This window comes from Nonomuraea sp. LPB2021202275-12-8, from assembly GCF_037044575.1.
In the GTDB taxonomy this organism is placed as follows: Bacteria; Actinomycetota; Actinomycetes; order Streptosporangiales; family Streptosporangiaceae; genus Nonomuraea.
Genome location: NZ_JBAHWD010000015.1, coordinates 78,383 through 96,630 on the forward strand (window position 1 = coordinate 78,383; position 18,248 = coordinate 96,630).

At 69.7% G+C, this 18,248-nt stretch carries 18 protein-coding genes; 7 read left to right on the plus strand and 11 right to left on the minus strand.

Annotated elements, in window-relative coordinates:
• Positions 1-168 precede the first annotated feature (168 nt).
• Complete coding sequence (locus tag V5E28_RS26145) at positions 169-648, minus strand: GNAT family N-acetyltransferase (protein ID WP_336210021.1); 480 nt, start codon at positions 646-648, stop codon at positions 169-171.
• Positions 645-2,210 (minus strand): XRE family transcriptional regulator, encoded by a 1,566-nt coding sequence (locus V5E28_RS26150; protein ID WP_442945868.1) that lies wholly within the window; start codon positions 2,208-2,210, stop codon positions 645-647. The genes V5E28_RS26145 and V5E28_RS26150 overlap by 4 nt, the downstream gene beginning before the upstream one ends.
• A 278-nt stretch (positions 2,211-2,488) precedes the next feature.
• Here V5E28_RS26150 and V5E28_RS26155 point away from each other — a divergent pair, with 278 nt between their 5' ends.
• The 4 genes from V5E28_RS26155 to V5E28_RS26170 all read left to right on the plus strand — a co-directional run bounded on the left by V5E28_RS26155 (position 2,489) and on the right by V5E28_RS26170 (position 6,130).
• Positions 2,489-2,773, plus strand: a complete 285-nt coding sequence (locus V5E28_RS26155; protein WP_336210025.1) for a hypothetical protein — start codon at positions 2,489-2,491, stop codon at positions 2,771-2,773.
• 514 nt (positions 2,774-3,287) lie between these two features.
• Positions 3,288-4,211, plus strand: coding sequence for a mechanosensitive ion channel family protein (locus V5E28_RS26160; RefSeq protein ID WP_336210028.1), 924 nt, complete (start codon positions 3,288-3,290; stop codon positions 4,209-4,211).
• A gap of 9 nt (positions 4,212-4,220) precedes the next feature.
• A complete protein-coding gene (locus V5E28_RS26165; RefSeq protein WP_336210031.1) occupies positions 4,221-4,601 on the plus strand; it encodes a globin in 381 nt (126 codons plus the stop codon).
• Positions 4,602-4,618: 17 nt separating this feature from the next.
• On the plus strand, positions 4,619-6,130 hold the full coding sequence (locus V5E28_RS26170) for a glycoside hydrolase family 13 protein (protein WP_336210034.1): 1,512 nt from the start codon (positions 4,619-4,621) through the stop codon (positions 6,128-6,130).
• Here the strand turns inward: V5E28_RS26170 and V5E28_RS26175 are convergent.
• Both V5E28_RS26175 and V5E28_RS26180 read right to left on the minus strand, forming a co-directional pair.
• Positions 6,123-7,289, minus strand: a complete 1,167-nt coding sequence (locus V5E28_RS26175) for an MFS transporter (protein ID WP_336210036.1) — start codon at positions 7,287-7,289, stop codon at positions 6,123-6,125. The two genes, V5E28_RS26170 and V5E28_RS26175, sit on opposite strands and share 8 nt — an antisense overlap.
• 36 nt (positions 7,290-7,325) lie before the next feature.
• Complete coding sequence (locus V5E28_RS26180) at positions 7,326-7,706, minus strand: acyl-CoA thioesterase (protein WP_336210038.1); 381 nt, start codon at positions 7,704-7,706, stop codon at positions 7,326-7,328.
• A 160-nt stretch (positions 7,707-7,866) separates the two neighbouring features.
• On the opposite strand from V5E28_RS26180, the gene V5E28_RS26185 reads away from it, so the two are divergent.
• Positions 7,867-8,763, plus strand: a complete 897-nt coding sequence (locus V5E28_RS26185) for an SDR family oxidoreductase (RefSeq protein WP_336210040.1) — start codon at positions 7,867-7,869, stop codon at positions 8,761-8,763.
• Between the two features lies 1 nt (position 8,764).
• Positions 8,765-9,592 (plus strand): MaoC/PaaZ C-terminal domain-containing protein, encoded by an 828-nt coding sequence (locus V5E28_RS26190; RefSeq protein ID WP_336210043.1) that lies wholly within the window; start codon positions 8,765-8,767, stop codon positions 9,590-9,592.
• On the opposite strand, the gene V5E28_RS26195 is transcribed toward V5E28_RS26190, so the two are convergent.
• Positions 9,576-10,181, minus strand: a complete 606-nt coding sequence (locus tag V5E28_RS26195) for a TetR/AcrR family transcriptional regulator (protein ID WP_336210045.1) — start codon at positions 10,179-10,181, stop codon at positions 9,576-9,578. The genes V5E28_RS26190 and V5E28_RS26195 overlap by 17 nt on opposite strands.
• Before the next feature lie 105 nt (positions 10,182-10,286).
• Here V5E28_RS26195 and V5E28_RS26200 point away from each other — a divergent pair, with 105 nt between their 5' ends.
• Positions 10,287-11,441, plus strand: a complete 1,155-nt coding sequence (locus tag V5E28_RS26200) for an acyl-CoA dehydrogenase family protein (protein WP_336210048.1) — start codon at positions 10,287-10,289, stop codon at positions 11,439-11,441.
• 65 nt (positions 11,442-11,506) lie between these two features.
• Here V5E28_RS26200 and V5E28_RS26205 read toward each other — a convergent pair whose 3' ends face one another.
• The 6 genes from V5E28_RS26205 to V5E28_RS26230 all read right to left on the minus strand — a co-directional run bounded on the left by V5E28_RS26205 (position 11,507) and on the right by V5E28_RS26230 (position 18,097).
• Positions 11,507-12,634 (minus strand): thiolase C-terminal domain-containing protein, encoded by a 1,128-nt coding sequence (locus V5E28_RS26205; protein ID WP_336210050.1) that lies wholly within the window; start codon positions 12,632-12,634, stop codon positions 11,507-11,509.
• Positions 12,631-13,047 carry a Zn-ribbon domain-containing OB-fold protein gene (locus tag V5E28_RS26210; RefSeq protein WP_336210053.1) on the minus strand — a complete coding sequence of 139 codons (417 nt, stop codon included), beginning with the start codon at positions 13,045-13,047 and terminating at the stop codon, positions 12,631-12,633. Before V5E28_RS26210 ends, V5E28_RS26205 begins: the two co-directional genes overlap by 4 nt.
• 58 nt (positions 13,048-13,105) lie before the next feature.
• A complete protein-coding gene (locus V5E28_RS26215; RefSeq protein WP_336210058.1) occupies positions 13,106-13,615 on the minus strand; it encodes a VOC family protein in 510 nt (169 codons plus the stop codon).
• A 432-nt stretch (positions 13,616-14,047) separates the two neighbouring features.
• Complete coding sequence (gene ettA / locus V5E28_RS26220; RefSeq protein ID WP_336210060.1) at positions 14,048-15,712, minus strand: energy-dependent translational throttle protein EttA; 1,665 nt, start codon at positions 15,710-15,712, stop codon at positions 14,048-14,050.
• 123 nt (positions 15,713-15,835) lie between these two features.
• On the minus strand, positions 15,836-17,125 hold the full coding sequence (locus V5E28_RS26225; protein ID WP_336210061.1) for a GGDEF domain-containing protein: 1,290 nt from the start codon (positions 17,123-17,125) through the stop codon (positions 15,836-15,838).
• Between the two features lie 354 nt (positions 17,126-17,479).
• On the minus strand, positions 17,480-18,097 hold the full coding sequence (locus V5E28_RS26230; RefSeq protein ID WP_336210064.1) for a single-stranded DNA-binding protein: 618 nt from the start codon (positions 18,095-18,097) through the stop codon (positions 17,480-17,482).
• Positions 18,098-18,248: the final 151 nt, after the last annotated feature.

Here is an 18,248-nt window from a genome sequence, read left to right on the forward strand (position 1 = left end):
CGGAGTGAAGAGCCTCACTCGTAGACCCGGACATCCTTACCCTCATCCCTCCCGAGCCGCTGCCGCCCGCCTGTCGCGGCCCCGCTCGGCGCTTCCCGCCGGCCGTCACCCCTGCCGCCTGCGGACACACGCAGAGGAGCCCCGCGTACGCGGGGCTCCCGGGGGTGCTCAGTGGGCCGCTGGGGCCAGGCGCTTCTCGCCGTAGACGACCGTGAGGCCCCCCACCTGGCTGCGCGAGATCTCCCGCCATCCGTGACGCTCGTAGAGGGCCAGCGCCGCCCCCTGGTTGAGCGTGGTGTCGCCACGCACGCTGTGGAAGCCCAGCTCGACCGCCCGGGCCTCCAGGGCGGACAGCATGGCGGCGCCGAACCCGCGCCGCTGGTGGTGCGGGTGGACGCGCAGCCGGCACACCTCGGCCGTCTGCGTGTCGACGGGTTTCAGCCCGCCCATGGCCACGACCCGCGAGCTCACCTCGCCGACCAGGAAGTCGCCGCCGCAGGCCAGGTAGAGCTCCTGGATGCGGGGGAAGTCGTCGTCGTAGTAGACGCCGTCGCCGGGCACCAGACCCACCTCCGCGAGGCAGATCTGGTGCAGCGCGAGGATGGTGTCGAGGTCAGACCAGCGATAGCGGCGAATCCTCAGGTTCATGCACCGCCATTCCCTTCGCCCAGGGCCAGCTGCGGCGAGCGGAGTTGCTCCTGATAGGCGGGCAGCTTCGGATGCTTGGCGTCGCGCGCCATGACGGCCTGCTCGAGCGCGAGAGCCGGGCGCATGATGAAGTCGGTGCGGTATTCGGGGCCGAGCATGCGCAGCGCCTCTGTGGCGCTCTGGAGCGCGTCGTCGAGGTCGCCCTCGATCAGCCGGCACTGGGCGCGGTCCAGTCTGATGAGCGTCTGGTCGAAGATGTGGTCCTGGTATTTGTCCAGGGCCTGGTCGAGCACCACCTCGGCCTCCAGGGTCTGGCCGAGCTTGGTCAGCACGTCGCCCTGGTAGAAGTAGAGCTGCTTCTCGGTGTAGCCGAAGGCCACATCTTCCTGGTCGTTGGCCTTCATGTGGGAGAACGCGTTGCGGGCCCGGGCAAGCGCCCGTTTGGCCTGGTCGACGACCTCCTTCTTGCTCTCGGTGCCCGACAGCATGGCGAGCGCGCGAGCCTCGACGACCGGCGCCATGGCCTGAGCGGCGCACGGCGTCTGGCCGGCCAGGTCGCGGCTCTTCTTCGCCAGGTTGAGCGCCTCGCGGGCGTCACCGTAGTAGAGGGGCACGAGCGCCTCTCGGGCCGTGACCCAGGCCCGCAGGGCCCGGTCGCCGGTCTCGTCGGCGGCGGTGCGCCCGGTGCGGAAGAACGAGCGGGCGAGCCGGTGGTCACCCAGATTTATCATGATCATGCCGCTCAGCCCGGAGAGCTGAGCGGCCATCCGGCACAACCTTTCCTGCAGGTCGATGGGCTGACGCCGGGACATGGCGTTGCGCACCGCGCTCAACTCCAGCAGCACGTCGCACACCAGTCTGAGCGGGGCCGTGGTGGTGTATTGACGCCCGAAGCTGAGCGTCGCCTCCTCCCACTGGTCGAGCATGGCGGGAGAGACGGTGGCCGACACGAGCGTGTGGTCCATCCGCCTCCTGATGCCTTCGCAGGCGCCGAGCACGGGGCCGTCGAGCTTGGCCACGTTCGGATTGCTGGACAGAAGCGCTAAAAGGGTGCGCCGGAGGATGTTCTCATCCTCCTCGCTCTCCGAGTTCTGATCCGGGTGCGGCGACGGCGCCATCAGGTCGGGCGGGGTGGCCAGGGCCGCTCCGTGCAGGCCCGGCGCCTCCCCGCCGACCACTCCCGGCATCCGGTGGCCGTGCCCGCAGATGCACGGCCCGTCGTAGCCCAGGGCGGCGGGCTCCACGCGGTAGACGGTGCACAGGTAGTGCAGGTATTCGGGGCCGGGCCGCTTGAGCCCGCTCTCATAGGCCGACAGCAGCGTCTCGCCGATGCCCGGCTGGGGCTTGGCGTCACGCTCGAACAGGGCTCTGACCTGCTCGATGACATCGGCGAGCGCGATCCCGTGAGCGAGGCGGTGCCCCTTGATCCTGGTCGTGCCGAACTGAGGTGCGCACGCCTCGTGGATCTCGTCCGCGATCTGCGCAGAGGAGCGGCCGGTGGCGAGCCCCTTGGCTCTGATCCGCCGCGCCATCTCCGTTTCCCTGTGCTGCCTGCCGGACATCCCGGCCCCTCTCACACATGTGTCCTGACCGGCTTACAACCTAGTCACTCTGCGTAGCGTCCAGGTTGCAGTCCGCCTAACCATGACTATGGACCATTCATGACAGGTTGAAAACGCCTTCTTGAAGCTTACGGATAAGGATCGTCCTCCGGCGGACTGTTTCTTACATCCCATGAGTGACAAGGCGACTCCCTGTGAGCATGGGGGGCTCATTGCGCCCACCGCCGACTTGAGTCATCTTTGGCCCACCAGCAACGATTCCTAGGGAGGGACGAAAGGTGGGGGACGACAACTTCGGGCATCTGGAGCGTCTGGTGTCGGAGCTCGACGCCCGCGGGTTGCTCGCGCGAGTGGTCCGGACCCAGAGCGGCCGGCTGTTCGTCCGGGTGATCAACCCGAACGCGACGAGCCTGTCCGAGAACGTCACCTGTCGGCCGACCAAGGTCTCCGAGCTCCCGGACTGGTGGTACTGCTGGTCCTGGGGGGAGCGGATGCACACGGTCGACGACCCGGCTGGTGCGGCGACCAAGGTCGCTCGCGTACTTGCCGCGGTGGGAGAGTGACGACGCGGTGATCCTGGTGGAGCGCAGCCACCACGGCTCACCGCACCCACGGCGGCTTCACGGAGCCGGCGGGGTGGCCGGTGCGGAGGGTCTCCTGCTCGCAGGGGCCCTGGCCATCCCGCCGCCTCCGGCACTTACAGAGAGTCACCAGACGAGTCTCGTACGGCCGAGCCCGTACACCTTGCCCCGCTCCCCGGGTTCGCCCGCGGAGCCCTCGGGGACCCCCTCCCCGCAAACGGCACGGGACATGCTTCCGGGTGCGTGTCCCGTCCGAGCCGTCCGTCATCGGAGCGTCAGGCTCTGCCCTCCGCGGCCCAGGAGTCTGACGACCCCGTCTTCCCCGGCGTGATGTGACGGCGGCCGGTTCGGTCGGCGGTATCTTTTGGGGCGATACGCCCCAATGCCGCCGACCGAACCGCTTTTGCATGAGGAGACTTCGTCCGTGTTCCTGCTGGCCTCGCCGCCGTCGCCCGATAAGACACCGCCGCCCGCCGAACTGCCTAGTATTGACGCGGTGAGCAGTCAGATGGCGGAGATGTGCAAGCAGGACACCCTCCTCTGCTCGGCGCTGGCCAACATGTTCCAGGGCGCGGCCTGGGCTCCGCTCGTGGCCAGCGCGATCACGATCATCCTGATCCTGGTGATCGGCTTTTTGATCCGCAACATCGTGCACCGCCTGATCACCCGGGTCGTCTCCCGCGCCGCCACCGGCCCGCTGACCACCCGTTTCCGCAGGGGCGGGGCGCCCGACGGCATCGACGCCCTGCTGCACGAGCGCCGCAAGCAGCGGGCCGAGACGATGGGATCGGTGCTCAAGCACATCGCCACCATCGTCATCATCGGCACGACCCTGCTGACCGTGCTCGACCGCCTGACGATCCCGATCGCCCCCCTGCTCACCAGCGTCGGCATCCTCGGTGTCGCCGTCGGCTTCGGCTCACAGGAGCTGGTCAAGGACTTCATCGCCGGCATGTTCATGCTGATGGAGGACCAGTACGGCGTGGGCGACGTGATCGACACGGGCGCCGCGATCGGCACCGTCGAGGCGGTCACCCTGCGCGTCACCCGGCTGCGTGACGCCGACGGCCGCGTCTGGTACATCCGCAACGGCACCATAACCAGGGTCGGCAACGAGTCGCAGGGCTGGTCGCGCGCCTACATGGACGTGCCGGTCGCCTACTCCAGCGACATCACCGCCGTGCGACTGGTGCTGGAGCAGGTGGCCGAGGAGATCTGGGCCGACCCCGAGTTCAGCGAGAAGATGATCGTGGAGCAGCCCGAGGTGTACGGGGTGGAGCAGCTCTCCGACAGCACGCTGGTCTTCCGCCTGTCGGCCAGGACGCTGCCCTCCCAGCAGCCGCGGGTGGCGCGCGAGCTGCGGCTGCGGGTGAAGTCGGCGCTGGACACCGCGGGCATCGCCATGGTGCCCAGCGCATAGGCTTGGGTCGTGACTGAGACCTCCTTCTACGATGCCGTCGGGGGCGAGGAGACGTTCCACCGTCTCGTGCACCGTTTCTACGAAGGGGTGGCCGACGACCCGCTGCTGCGCCCGCTCTACCCCGAGGAGGACCTCACCGGGGCCGAGGAGCGGCTGCGCGGTTTCCTGATCCAGTATTGGGGCGGTCCCAATACCTACAGCCAGCAGCGCGGTCACCCCAGGTTGCGGATGCGGCACGTGCCGTTCGTGATCGGCGAGGCCGAGCGCGACGCCTGGCTCAAGCACATGCACGACGCCGTCGAGTCGCTGGAGCTGCCTGAAGAGCAGGCGACGAGGCTCTGGGACTATCTCGTCTACGCCGCGCAGAGCCTGGTGAACTCGCCGACATAACGGGCATGAGTCGCCACATGGATATCCCCTGGTGGCGTGATGCCGTCGTCTATGAGATCTACGTACGCAGCTTCGCCGACGCCTCGGGAGATGGCGTCGGCGATCTGGCGGGGGTCCGCGAGCGCCTGCCGTACCTGAAGAGGCTGGGTGTCGACGCCGTCTGGCTGACGCCCTTCTACACCTCCCCCATGGCCGACGGCGGTTACGACGTGGCGGACTACCGCGACGTCGATCCGCTGTTCGGGACGCTGGCCGACTTCGACGCGCTGGTGGCCGACGCGCACGCGCTCGGCCTGAGGGTGATCGTGGACATCGTGCCCAACCACAGCTCCTCCGCGCATCCGTGGTTCCAGGCCGCGCTGCGGGGCGAGGGCCGCGACCGCTACATCTTCCGCGACAGGCCGAACAACTGGCAGTCCACGTTCAGCGGCCCGGCGTGGACGAAGCTGCCCGACGGGTCGTGGTATCTGCACCTGTTCGCCCCCGGCCAGCCGGACTTCAACTGGCGCAACCCCGAGGTGAGCGAGGAGTTCCTGGACATCCTCCGGTTCTGGCTGGACAAGGGGGTCGACGGGTTCCGCATCGACGTGGCGATGGGGTTGTTCAAGGCCGAGGGACTGCCCGACGTCAAGGACCAGTCCTTCAAGGCGGCCTCGCCGGTGTGGGGCCAGCCGGAGGTGCACGACGTCTACCGCGACTGGCGCAGGCTCCTCGACGGCTATCCGGGTGAGCGGATGGCGGTCGGCGAGGTGTGGACCGACAGCCCGGAGGACCTGGCACGCTACGTGCGGAAGGACGAGCTGCACCAGAGCTTCAACTTCGCCTGGCTGCAGGCGCCCTGGTCGGCGACCGCGTTCAGGAAGGTGATCGACGACACGCTGACGACGGTCTCGTTCGCCACCTGGGTGCTGTCCAACCACGATGTCGTACGGCACCGCACCCGTTATGACACCGCCGATCCCGGAACCGGACTTTCGCGGGCAAAAGCGGCATTGCTCACCATGCTCGCATTGCCCGGGTCGGCATATCTCTACCAGGGGGAGGAACTTGGCCTACCTCAGATAGAAGACCTTCCCCCGGAGGCTCGACAGGATCCGGTGTTCATCCAGTCGAAGGGCGAGCTGCCCGGCCGTGACGGCTGCCGGGTCCCGTTGCCCTGGTCCCCCGCCGGCTCCTCCTACGGGTTCTCGCCCCCGGGGGTGCGGCCCTGGCTGCCGCAGCCGGAGTCGTTCGCGGAACTCAGCGCGGACAGGCAGGCCGGTGATCCCGGCTCCACGCTGGAGTTCTACCGGCGCGCCCTGGCCTGCCGCGGCGAGCTGACGCGGACCGTCCCGTACGACCTGAAGTGGCTGGACTCCCCCGAGGACACGCTGTTCTTCGCCCGCGGCTCGCTGATCTGCGCGCTCAATTGCGGCACCGGTCCCGTGCCGCTGCCGGCGCACGACAGGGTGCTGATGGCCAGCGGCCCGCTCGACGGCCGGAGCCTGCCGCCCGACCACGCGGTCTGGCTGCACCGCGAGGTCACGTAGCCCGCCGGCCGCGCTCGCCGCGGACGGGGATGACGGGCAGCGAGAGCAGCGCGCAGACCAGTCCCGCCGCGAACGCGGCCCAGTAGCCGGAGCCGGTGATCAGCAGCCCGGCCAGCGGCGCCACCGCCAGGGCCACCACGTTCTGGACGGTGTTGTGGGTGCCGAGCACCCGGCCCGCCGCGGCCGGGCCGGCGAGTTCGCCTGCCGCGAGGTAGGCCAGCCCGTTGCCGGCCACGGTGATCAGCGAGGCCAGCGCCAGCATGGCGGCGCCCAGCCAGGATCGGGTGAAGGTGCCCACCACCAGCAGGGCCAGCACGCCGAGCGCGGCCAGGGTGAGCAGCCGTAAGGGCGCCATCCGCAGGCCTGTCACGTCGGACCAGCGGCCCACGGCGACACGGATGGCCGCCCCGCCGAGGGCCGCGAAGCCGAAGAGCCGCCCGGCCTCGACGCCGTCCCAGCCGTAGACGCCGACCAGGCAGGCCACGCCGTACGTGCCGACGACGATCTGCGGCACCACGTGCAGCGCGCTGGTGGCGTGCACCCGCCACAGCGCCGGCTGCCTGTAGGGCGAGACGGTGGGAGCGTCGCGGGACCGGGTGGCGGTGTGCGGCGGTTCGGCCAGGAAGGCGGCGGCCAGCACGGCGGCGAGCAGACACGTCCCCGCGCACACGACCAGCACGCCGGAGATGCCGTGGGCGCGCGAGACGGGCGGCAGGACGAAGGCGGCCGCGGCCATGCCGAGCGTGTAGGAGACCTGGCGCACCCCCATGGCGACCCCGCGCTCCGGCGGCAGGAACCAGCGCAGCACGATGCGGCCGCCGCCGACCAGCGCGGCGCAGCCCGCGGCCCCGGCGAGGGCGAGCAGCACGATCACCGCCCAGATCTGGTCGACGAACGCCACCACGGCGAATAGCACGGCGGCCAGGCCGACGCCGAGGCCGAGCACGAGGCGCTCGCCGTGCCTGTCGGCCAGGGCGCCCCAGGCCACGAGTGCGAACAGGATGCCGATGCCGGGCGCGTTGCCGATGATCCCGGCGACCGGCAGGGACACGCCGAAGTGCCGCTGGAGGTCGGGGATGACGAGGGGCAGGCCGGACAGTCCCAGGGTGACACCGGCATGCGCGTTGACGCCGAGCGCCAGCATCACCCAGCGCCTCATGTCACGATTTTTCATGATCGAGGCAGTTCGCTGGGCTCAGTCGCAGACGAAGCGTCTGAGGTACGACAGCTCGCCCGCCGCCAGCCTGCGCGGAGCCGCCCGCTCCACGTCGTAGGCCACGAGCACCGACTTGGCCGTCACGTACAGCTCCTCGTCGTCGCGGATCTCGTACTGCAGCGTGAACCGCACCGGCCTGAGCTCCGTCACCCACGTCTCCACGCGGACGGGCTCGGCCCGGAACCCGAGCGGTCGCCTGTAGTCGATCTCGTGCCGGGCCACCACCAGCCCCTTGAACGGCGCGTCGCCGGCCTTGTAGGGATCGACGTGCAGCATTCCCAGGCGGGCGTCTTCGAGGTAGTCAAAGAAGCGGACGTTGTTCACATGCCCTTGTGAGTCGATGTCCGCGAATCTCACCATGCGAGGGAAGACGTGACGTTGTGCGAGGGAGTGTTGAACCACGGGGGCAACCGTACCGGTCCGTCATGCCTTGCTCCGCTCCGGCCTTCCTGGGCCTACCATTTCTAGATTTCGTTACTAGAATTTTGTTCGCATCGTCTGTCAAGGATCGAGGTACCAGATGAGCGGGATCGTCGAAGGCCGCGTGGTGATCGTCACGGGCGCGGCCAGGGGCATCGGGCGGGGCCACGCGCTCGAGTTCGCCAAGCAGGGCGCGAAGGTGGTGGTCAACGACCTCGGCGCGGCGGTCGACGGCACCGGTTCGTCGGAGGCCGCGGCTGAGGTCGTCGAGGAGATCGAGGCGCTGGGCGGGGAGGCGATCGTCAACGGCGAGGACGTCTCCGACTTCGACGGCGCGGCCAGGCTGGTCAAGGCGGCCGTCGACCGCTTCGGCGACCTGCACGTGCTGGTCAACAACGCCGGCATCCTGCGCGACCGGATGCTGGTCAACATGACGGCCGAGGAGTGGGACGCGGTCATCCGGGTGCACCTGCGCGGCACGTTCGCCCCGCTGCGGCACGCGGCGGCCTACTGGCGCGGCAGGGCCAAGGCGGGCGAGCCGGTGGACGCCCGCATCATCAACACCACCTCGTCCTCCGGCATCTACGGCAATCCGGGTCAGGGCAACTACGGCGCGGCCAAGGCCGGCATCGCGGGGCTGACCGTCATCGCGGCCAAGGAGCTGGAAAGATACGGCATCACCGTGAACGCGATCGCCCCCGCCGCGCTCACCCGCATGACCGAGGGCCTCATCCCCAGCGGCGCCGCCGCCGACCCCGACGACATCGCGCCGCTGGTGGTCTGGCTGGCCAGCGCGGAGGCGCGGGCGATCACCGGACGGGTGTTCAACGTCCGGGCCGGGGTGATCAGCGTGGCCGAGGGCTGGCACGCGGGCCCGGGCGTGGACAAGGGCGGCCGGTGGGACCCCACGGAGCTCGGCTCTGTCATCCCCGCCCTGGTCGACAAGGCCGCGCCCAACGCGCTGACCAACGGCAAGATCCCCGGACGGGAGGGCTGACATGCCGCTCGACCACACGATCATCGGTGTCGAGAGCCCGCCCCACGAGCGGACCTGGAGCGCCAAGGACACCATGCTCTACGCGCTCGGCGTCGGCGCGAGCCTGGACGAGCTGGAGTTCGCCACGGAGAAGGGCCAGCGGGTGCTGCCCACCTTCGCGGTGCTGGCGGCCCAGGCGCCGGGGCGGCGGATCGGCGACTTCGACCCGGCCATGCTGGTCCACGCCGAGCAGGCCTTCGAGCTGCACCGCGAGCTGCCGCCCGCGGGCGGCGTGCGGACCACGTCGAAGGTGACCGGGATCTACGACAAGGGCTCCGGCGCGCTGGTCACCACAGAGGCCCGGGCCGTCGACCCCGGGTCGGGCGAGCCCGTCATCACCAGCCGCAGCGCCGTCTTCATCAGGGGCGAGGGCGGCTTCGGCGGCGACCGGGGACCGCGTGAGGAATGGGCGGCGCCCGACCGGGCGCCCGACCACAAGGTGACCTACCCGACCAGGCCGGAGCAGGCTCTCGTCTACCGGCTCTCCGGCGACTACAACCCGCTGCACTCCGACCCGGAGTTCGCCGCGCGCGCCGGGTTCGCCCGCCCGATCCTGCACGGCCTGTGCACCTACGGGGTCACCGGGCGGGCGTTGCTGCACGCGGTGGCGGGCTCGGATCCGGCCCGCTTCCGGTCGATGTCGGGCAGGTTCAGCAGCCCGGTCCTCCCCGGCGAGCCGCTGACGGTCTCGATCTGGGTGGACGGCTCGGCCGTGCTCTTCAGGACCGCCAAGGACGACGGGACCGTGGTCATCGACCGGGGCAGGGCGCAGATCAGTCCCGCACGGTGAGCGGGTCGAGGCGGCGGATCAGCGTCATCGCCGCCTCGGCGACCTCCCGCGCCTCTTCCTCGGTGTCGCTGGTGGCGACCTCGCGGGCGGCCTCACCGATGATGCTGGTCAGCACCGCGACGGTGAACCGGTCGAGCGGGTCGCCGCCCGCGCCGAGCAGCACGGCGTTCTGGCGCACCCACTCCCTGCCCCGGGTGCGGCGGATCAGCTCGAAGCCGGGCGGCCCGTCTCCGTCGATGAACAGCCTGACCAGGTCGCGCCGCTCCCACGCGCCGTCGAGGTAGGCGCGGGCTCCGGCGATGAGCAGCTCGACCGGGTCGCCGACCCCCGACTGCTTGGCCCGGGCCACGCTGGAGGCCGACGCCTCCTCATGGGCGGCCTGGTGGTCCTCGTACAGCGCGAGGAACAGCTCGGTCTTGCCGCCGAAATGGTGGTAGAGGCTGCCGACGCTGGACCCGGCGCGGGCCACCACGTCGGCGACGTTGGCCTCGGCGAAACCGTGCTCGCCGAACACCTCCCGCGCCGCCTGGAGCATGCTCTGACGGGTCTGCGCCGTCCGGCTCCACTCCCACGAGGACTTGCGTGCCATGGGAACATCGTAGCCCGAACAAATTCTAGAATCATATTCTTGACAGCGAGACCGCTGGCACTGGAACCTCATCCTAGAGGCTTGTTCTAGAAACTGGAGGCGGCTGTGGACTTCTCGCTCAGCACCGAGGAACGGCAGATCAGGGACACCGTCCGCGCCTTCGTCGAGAAGGAGGTCATGCCGCTGGAGCCCGAGGTGCTGCGCAACGAGCGCGACGGCCGCCCGGGGCTCGACCCCGAGATCGCGCGCGACCTGCGGGCGAAGGCCAGGAGGATGGGCTTCTGGGGCATCAACACCCCCGAGGAGTACGGCGGGGCCGCACTGGGCCCGATCATGTCGGCGATCATCGCCATGGAGCTGGGCAGGACATTCGTCCCGTTCGCCTTCGGCGGCAGCGCCGACAACATCCTTTACGCCGGCACCGAGGAGCAGAAGCGCCGCTATCTGATCCCGACCATCGAGGGCGAGCGCCGCTCCTGCTTCGCGATCACCGAGCCGGGCGCGGGCTCCGACGCGCGCAACATCCGCACCCGCGCCGTACGCGACGGCTCCGAGTGGCTCATCAGCGGCGAGAAGACGTTCATCACCGGCGGCAGCGAGGCCGACTTCGTCATGGTCTTCGCCGTCACCGAGCCGTACGGCGTGACCTGCTTCCTGGTGGACCGCGACATGGGCTGGAAGTCCGAGCCGATCCCCACCATGGGCCAGTGGGGGCCGGCGTCGCTGGTCTTCCAGGACGTCCGGGTGCCCGAGGAGAACATCCTCGGTGAGCTCGGCAAGGGCTTCGAGCTGGCCATGCAGTGGATCGGCCAGGGCCGCTACATGATCCCCGCCAGGGCCATCGGAGCGGCCGAGCGCATGCTGGGCATGGCCGTCGACTACGCCAAGATCCGCAAGTCGATGGGACAGGCGATCTCGGAGTATCAGGCGATCCAGTGGATGATCGCCGACTCCCAGGTGGAGATCGAGGCCGCCAAGTGGCTGACGTTGTACGCGGCCTGGCAGGTGCAGCAGGGCATGGACGCGCGGCACGCCTCCTCCATCGCCAAGCTGAACGGCGCCGTCATGGCCAACCAGGTCGTGGACCGGGTGCTGCAGATCCACGGCGGCATGGGCTACACCAAGGAGCTGCCGATCGAGCGGTGGTATCGGGAGCTGCGGCTGCTGCGCATCTTCGAGGGCACCGACGAGATCCAGCGGCGCACGATCGCCCGAAACCTGATCAAGGGGCACGCGCGTCTCGGCACCATCGGCGAGTGATCCCGTTCCCGGGACGCCTGAGGTTCGCGAACGGGGCGGCCGGCGCCGGCCGCCCCGTCATCTGATCACGGCAACCGGTTGGACAGCACCAGAGTGGCGGCCGAGGAGAACATGCCGCCGTTGCCCAGCACCACGCTGACCTCCACGTCCGGCACCTGGGCCGCCGCCTCGCCGCGCAGTTGCCGGACGGCCTCCTGGATGGCGAACATCCCGTACATCCCGGTATGCGTGTACGACAGGCCGCCGCCGTTCGTGTTCAGCGGGAGGCTGCCGCCGGGCGAGGTGTGCCCCTCGGCGATGAACGCGCCCGCCTCGCCGCGCTTGACGAACCCGAGATCCTCCAGCCCGTAGATCGGCACGTGCGCGAACGCGTCGTACACCATCACATGGTCCACGTCCTCGTGCGAGATCCCCGCCTCGGCGAACGCGGCCTCCCCCGACAGCCGGAACCCCTTGGACGTGGTGAAGTCCTCCATCTGGGAGATCATCGGCGAGTCCATGGCCTCGCCCGAGCCGAGCAGGTGCACCGGATCGCGTCGCGACCTCTCCTGCGAGGTGACGATCAGCGCGCCGCCCCCGTCCGTCACCAGGCAGCACTCCAGCAGGTGGAAGGGGTAGGCGACGAGCCGTGAGGCCAGCACGTCGTCCACGGTGATCAGGTCCCGGTACATCGCCCGCGGGTTCAGGTGCGCCCACCGCCGCTGCGCCACCGCCACCTCGGCCAGTTGCTCGTGGGTGAGCCCGGTCTCCTTCATGTACCGCAGCGCCGTCAGGGTGAACATCGTGGTCGGCCCCATGACCCCGTACGGCAGCTCGAACTGCCCGATCATCGAGTCGGCCGACAGCCCGAACCGTCCGGCCCCCACCCGGGAGCGGCCCGACTCCCCATGGGTGATCAGCACCGTGCGGCACAGCCCCGCCCGGATGGCCGCGGCCGCGTGCCGTACGTGGAACAGGAACGACGATCCGCCGACCCCCGTCCCGTCGAGCCAGGAAGGCGTGATGCCCAGCGCGTGGGCGACCTGGATGGGGCCGGGCGTGCCCACGGTGGCGATGCCGTCGATGTCGTCCTTGCCCATCCCGGCGTCCGCGAGCGCGTTGCGCGCCGCCTCCAGGTGAAGCCCCAGGGTCGAGTGCCCTGGCAGCCGCCCCACCTCGTCGGTCTCGGCGGCGCCGGCGATCACGATGTTCATCGGGCACCGCCGCCTGCCGCGACCGGCTCGAACATCGGGACGTGCATCTCGCCGCGCGGCTCGAAGACGACGCGGAGGTCGAGGTCGAGCGGGAGGTTCTCGGGCACGATCTCGACGCCCACGATGTTCGTCATCATCCGCACCCCTTCCTCCAACTCCACGACGGCGATCGCGTACGGCCCCTCTCCCTCGAATCCCGGAGCGGGACGGTGGTTGATCACGTACGAGTAGAGGGTGGCCCTCCCGCTGGCCCGCACCCACTCGACGGTGCCCGAGCCGCAGTGCGGGCAGCTCGGCCGGGGGTAGAAGTAGTGCCGCTCGCAGTCCAGGCAGCGCTGGATCCTGAGCTCCCCCGCCGCCGTGCCGTCCCAGAAGGGCTGCGTCTCCGGAGTGGGTTTCGGTATCGCCTTCATCGGCTCTCCCAACCGCTTGCTTTTAGAACTCCACTCTAGATTTTAGTTCTGGCGAACCTCAAGGGCTGGGTACCCCGTTCCCGCGCCTGCCCCGTCCTTCGAGCACCTCCTCCAGCGTCGGACGCGGCTCGTCACCCCGCGGCCCGGGCTGGGCGAGCTGGATCAGCACGCCATGCGCCTCCTTGGGGTGCAGGAACACCTCCCGCCACCGCTCGTCGGCCACGTTGAGCCCGTGCAGCCGATAGCCGCGCCCCGACAGCCTGGCCACGGCCGCGTCGAGATCACTCACGTGGAAGTTCAGATGATGGACGCCACCCCTGCCGCGGGTCAGCTCGAAGAAGCTGTCGAAGAAGGTGGAGCCAGCCAGCGGCTCCATCAGCTCGACCTTGTTGCCGTTGGCATAGCTGAGCTGCAGGGTGCGGTAACCGGCGGCCCGGTTGTCGCCACCGCCCCCGAGATGCGTGCCGCCGAGCAGGTCACGATAGATGGGCAGCAGGTCCCTGATGCGGGGCGCGGCCACGGCCGTGTGATCGAAGGCGACCTCGATGCCGTCCAGATCCAGATCCACGGGACTCCCTTCGACTTAATCCTAGAATGAAATTCTAGACACCCCAGGCCGCGCCCGCACCCCTCAGCTCCGCGAACGTCCACCGAAGCCGAGTGCGCGACCTACGATCCGTCGCCGGTCCCACCCGAGCAAACTCATCCACGGCACGCCAAGGGCCCGCCACCCCACCTGAGGACCTCCAGGCAAACCCCCCTCTGACCGGCACAGCACCAGCCACCGAAACGTACGCCTGGCGTGCGGGCAGCGCACACGGAAGGGCCCGTAACGTCCTGCCCAGCCTTCAAGCCGCGCACCGAGGCGTACACCGCTTGCCCCTCCGAACAGCGCACGCACAGGCAGGCACCAACGCCCCCTGCTCAACCCACGCCGAAACGCGAAACCGCCCGGCAGACCGTGAAGGTCTGCCGGGCGGGATCGTGAGAGGTTGCCGGCTCAGTCGCGGCGGAGCTGCCGGTAGGTGACGCGGTGGGGACGGGCGGCGTCGGCGCCCAGGCGCTCGATCTTGTTCTTCTCGTAGTCGGCGAAGTTGCCCTCGAACCAGAACCAGTTGGAGCCCTCTTCCCACGCCAGGATGTGGGTGGCGATGCGGTCGAGGAACCACCGGTCGTGGGAGGTGATGACCGCGCAGCCGGGGAAGTCGAGCAGGGCGTTCTCCAGCGACGACAGCGTCTCGGTGTCGAGGTCGTTGGTGGGCTCGTCCAGCAGCAGGACGTTGCCGCCCTGCTTGAGGGTGAGCGCCAGGTTGAGCCGGTTGCGCTCGCCGCCCGACAGGACGCCGGCCTTCTTCTGCTGGTCGGGCCCCTTGAAGCCGAACGCGGCGATGTAGGCGCGGGACGGCATCTCCACGTGGCCGACCTTGATGTGGTCGAGCCCGTCGGAGACGACCTCCCAGACGTTCTTGTTCGGCTCGATGCCGCCACGGCTCTGGTCGGCGTAGGAGATCTTGACCGTGTCGCCCACGACGAGCGACCCGCTGTCGGGTGTCTCGCCGCCTGTGATCATGCGGAACAGCGTGGTCTTGCCGACGCCGTTGGGGCCGATGACGCCGACGATGCCGTTGCGCGGCAGGTCGAGCGTCAGGTTCTCCATGAGCAGCCGGTCGCCGAAGCCCTTGGTCAGGCCGTCGGCGGTGATCACGGTGGTGCCCAGGCGCGGGCCCGGCGGGATCTGGATCTCTTCGAAGTCCAGCTTGCGGAACTTGTCGGCTTCGGCCGCCATCTCTTCGTAGCGCTGGAGGCGGGCCTTGCTCTTGGTCTGGCGGGCCTTCGGGTTGGACCGCACCCACTCCAGCTCGTCCTCGAGCCGCTTCTTGCGCTTGACGTCCTTCTGACCCTCGACCCTGAGCCGGGCGGCCTTGGCCTCCAGGTAGGTGGAGTAGTTGCCCTCGTAGGCGAAGGCGCGGCCGCGGTCGAGCTCGAGGATCCAGGTCGCGACGTTGTCGAGGAAGTAGCGGTCGTGGGTGACGGCCAGGACGGTGCCCGCGTACTTCTCCAGGTGCTGCTCCAGCCACTGCACGCTCTCGGCGTCGAGGTGGTTGGTGGGCTCGTCGAGCAGCAGCAGGTCGGGGGCCTCCAGCAGCAGCTTGCACAGCGCGACGCGACGGCGCTCGCCACCGGACAGCGTGGTCACGTCGGCGTCGGGCGGCGGGCAGCGCAGCGCGTCCATCGCCTGCTCGAGCTGGCTGTCGAGGTCCCACGCGTTGCGGTGCTCGAGCTGCTCCTGCAGCTTGCCCATCTCTTCCAGCAACTCGTCGCTGTAGTCGGTGGCCATCTGCTCGGCGATGTCGTTGTAGCGCTGGAGCATCGCCATCGTCTCGGCGACGCCTTCCTGCACGTTGCCGAGGACGGTCTTCTCCTCGTTGAGCGGCGGCTCCTGCTGGAGCATGCCCACGGTGAACCCCGGCATCAGCTTGGCGTCGCCATTGGACGGATGCTCCAGGCCGGCCATCATCCGGAGCAGCGTCGACTTTCCGGTGCCGTTCGGGCCCAGGACGCCGATCTTGGCTCCTGGCAGGAACGACAGCGTGACGTCGTCAAGGACAACCTTGTCGCCATGCGCCTTGCGCACGCGCTGCAGCGTGTAGATGTACTCCGGCATGTCATCTAGCTTAGGGGCTCTCGACCCGGGCTTCCGCCGCTCGGCGAGACCCCCGGGTGAGCGGCCGGCGCCCGAGCCTCAAGCGCCCGAGCCTCAGGCGCCTGAGGCTCGGGCGCCTGGGCCTCAGGCCGGGGTCTCTCCCGAAAGGCGGGGCGGTGACGGGACCACCGGGATGCAGACGCGGTTTCTGCCGAGCTCCTTGGCCCGATAGAGGGCCAGGTCGGCCGCGGCCAGGAGCTCGATCAGGTCCTCACCGTGCACATTGATGAGCGCGACACCGGCCGAGACGGTGACGTTGATCAGCACCTCGTCGGCGGGGACGGCCATGCGGCCGATGCGGGTGCGCAGGCGCTCGGCGATCCGGCGGGCCTCGTGGAGGTCCGCCTTGGGCAGCAGGACGACGAACTCCTCGCCGCCGAAGCGGCCCACCACGTCGTAGTCGCGGAGCTGGCTGCGGAGCGTCCCGGCCACGCCGATGAGGACCTGGTCGCCGACGAGGTGGCCATGAGCGTCGTTGACGCGCTTGAAATGGTCGATGTCGATGATGAGCAGGGCGAGCGTCTCGCCGGTGCGCCTGGCGCGGACGATCTCGGTGTCGGCCTCCCGCTGCCAGGCGGCGGCGTTGAGCAGGCCGGTCTTGGGGTCGGTGCGGGCCGCCGCCTGGAGCTGGGCGTGCAGCAGGCTGCGCTGCAGCAGGACGACCGGAGGCAGGGCGAGCACGAGGAGGGCAGGGTTGAGATGGCAGCCGATCGCCACCGTGACGCCGAGGCACAGCTCCACGACGTCCAGCAGGATGCTCTCCCTGTCCCACAGCACCTCTCGCCAGCGAGAGTCGGGATTGGCGGTGTGCGCCGCGATGGCGATGAGCGCCGTGTTGATGAGCGCGAAGATCAGGGCGGCGGCGACCGCGTACATGAGCGGGACCGTGCTGTCGCGTGACAGCATCCAGGGGGCGGGCACCAGCCAGTGGAAGGTCACGGAGGCCGCGCAGCCGGCCAGGCCGATGGCCGCCGCGCTCAGCACCCTGCGGTGCAGGACCGTCGCGCGGACGCGCAGCTGCAGCAGCATCTGCAGCACGATCGGCGCGAACAGGGCGTAGATGGGCGGCAGCAGCAACGCCACCGGCAGCCACCAGGCCGACAGCAGGTCACGCGAGACGCCTGCGGGCATGCCGAGCCGCCTGGTGGCCTCGATGCAGACCGCGCCGCAGCTCATCAGGGCGGCGAACGTCAGCACGTCCGACAAGCGCACCTCGGTGGAGACCCCGAACAGCACGATCGCCGCGAGGTCGAGCAGGACGATGCCGCTGATGTACGCCACGAGCGAGCGCCGCTGGCCCAGGAACGGCCAGCGGCCGGCGAGTGTTGACACACCGTTGCGAGGTTTGGCCGAGGCGTGGCTGGTCGTCGCCATCCCGTCTCCTCCCTGACTAACGTTGTGTAACACAATAGTTGCGGAGTGTGCGTTGTGCGATGGGAAACGATACGTTGGGCGGACGACCACATGCGTCATGTGGTTGGACAAAGGGGACACCGCTCACTCCGCGAGCGGACCGTTCGGAAAGGAGCACACATGGTGCGGGGCGTAACCTGGACCTGACAGATGCCCTGACCGTCGAGACGGGCAACCCCATCGGCCGCTCCCCTGAGCGCCTCGAGCGCCACGTCACCGGCCGGTGCCCCCTCCGCCCTCCTCCCCTTCTGCCGACGACGCCTGCGCCCTGAGGCGTGCGTCGCCGGCACCCTGCCTGCCCGCGAGGCCGATCCCCTACGCCGCGGCGCGCTCCTCCGCGGGCCACTCGGCGTCTTCGCTCGCCTTCTCGTTGTCGTCGGCGCCGAGGATGCGGACCGTCGCGCTCTCGGAGACCGGCCCGTCGATCGCCCCGGGCTCTCCGGCCGGCAGGTCCGGCACCGGATCGAGCGCGCCTCTGCGGCCGCCCGCCCGGGCCGTGCCCATGGCCCAGTCCTGGGTCTCCTCGTCCAGGCGCTCGCGCATCTCCCTGCTCACCGCGGCCGCCGCGCCGCCGCGCTCCGGCTTGGCGAAGGTGCCCGTGCCCCAGCGCAGGTCGTGGCCGACGGCGCTGGCCTCCACCTCCGGCATGAACCGGCGGTCGCCTTCCGGGCCGAACTCGCGGATGCGCAGCTTGCCCGAGACCACGACGGGCTGCCCGACCCGGACCGAGTGCGCGACGTTGTCGGCCAGGGCGCGCCAGCAGCGGACCGCGAAGCAGACCCGCTCCCCGTCGACCCACTGCCCCGTCTTCTTGTCGAAGTAGCGGTGCGAGGTGAGCACCCTGAGCGAGGTCACCTTGGCTCCGTCGTCGAAGGTGTGCTGCCGGGGCTCCGCTGCGACGTTGCCGGTGAGTGTGATGTAGATGTCGTTCATCCCGTTGCCTCCCATGCGGCGGGCCGGGCGCCCGCGACCTGGGGATACGGTGCCTCGCCGGCCTGCCCTCGCGGGCCGCCGAACGGGGTTCTGTGGATGGTGTCGCCCGCGGGGCGGACTCCTGTGGACAACACCCGACCGAACGGCCCGC

What these genes read in the sequence shown, in the direction of transcription:
- V5E28_RS26190 (WP_336210043.1), top strand. Translation starts at nt 8,765, where the DNA reads ATGCCGCTCGACCACACGATCATCGGTGTCGAGAGCCCGCCCCACGAG.
- V5E28_RS26185 (WP_336210040.1), top strand. Translation starts at nt 7,867, where the DNA reads ATGAGCGGGATCGTCGAAGGCCGCGTGGTGATCGTCACGGGCGCGGCC.
- V5E28_RS26170 (WP_336210034.1), top strand. Translation starts at nt 4,619, where the DNA reads ATGGATATCCCCTGGTGGCGTGATGCCGTCGTCTATGAGATCTACGTA.
- ettA (WP_336210060.1), bottom strand. Translation starts at nt 15,712, where the DNA reads ATGCCGGAGTACATCTACACGCTGCAGCGCGTGCGCAAGGCGCATGGC.
- V5E28_RS26230 (WP_336210064.1), bottom strand. Translation starts at nt 18,097, where the DNA reads ATGAACGACATCTACATCACACTCACCGGCAACGTCGCAGCGGAGCCC.
- V5E28_RS26210 (WP_336210053.1), bottom strand. Translation starts at nt 13,047, where the DNA reads ATGAAGGCGATACCGAAACCCACTCCGGAGACGCAGCCCTTCTGGGAC.
- V5E28_RS26225 (WP_336210061.1), bottom strand. Translation starts at nt 17,125, where the DNA reads ATGGCGACGACCAGCCACGCCTCGGCCAAACCTCGCAACGGTGTGTCA.
- V5E28_RS26145 (WP_336210021.1), bottom strand. Translation starts at nt 648, where the DNA reads ATGAACCTGAGGATTCGCCGCTATCGCTGGTCTGACCTCGACACCATC.
- V5E28_RS26180 (WP_336210038.1), bottom strand. Translation starts at nt 7,706, where the DNA reads ATGGTGAGATTCGCGGACATCGACTCACAAGGGCATGTGAACAACGTC.
- V5E28_RS26150 (WP_442945868.1), bottom strand. Translation starts at nt 2,210, where the DNA reads ATGTCCGGCAGGCAGCACAGGGAAACGGAGATGGCGCGGCGGATCAGA.
- V5E28_RS26195 (WP_336210045.1), bottom strand. Translation starts at nt 10,181, where the DNA reads ATGGCACGCAAGTCCTCGTGGGAGTGGAGCCGGACGGCGCAGACCCGT.
- V5E28_RS26205 (WP_336210050.1), bottom strand. Translation starts at nt 12,634, where the DNA reads ATGAACATCGTGATCGCCGGCGCCGCCGAGACCGACGAGGTGGGGCGG.
- V5E28_RS26175 (WP_336210036.1), bottom strand. Translation starts at nt 7,289, where the DNA reads ATGAGGCGCTGGGTGATGCTGGCGCTCGGCGTCAACGCGCATGCCGGT.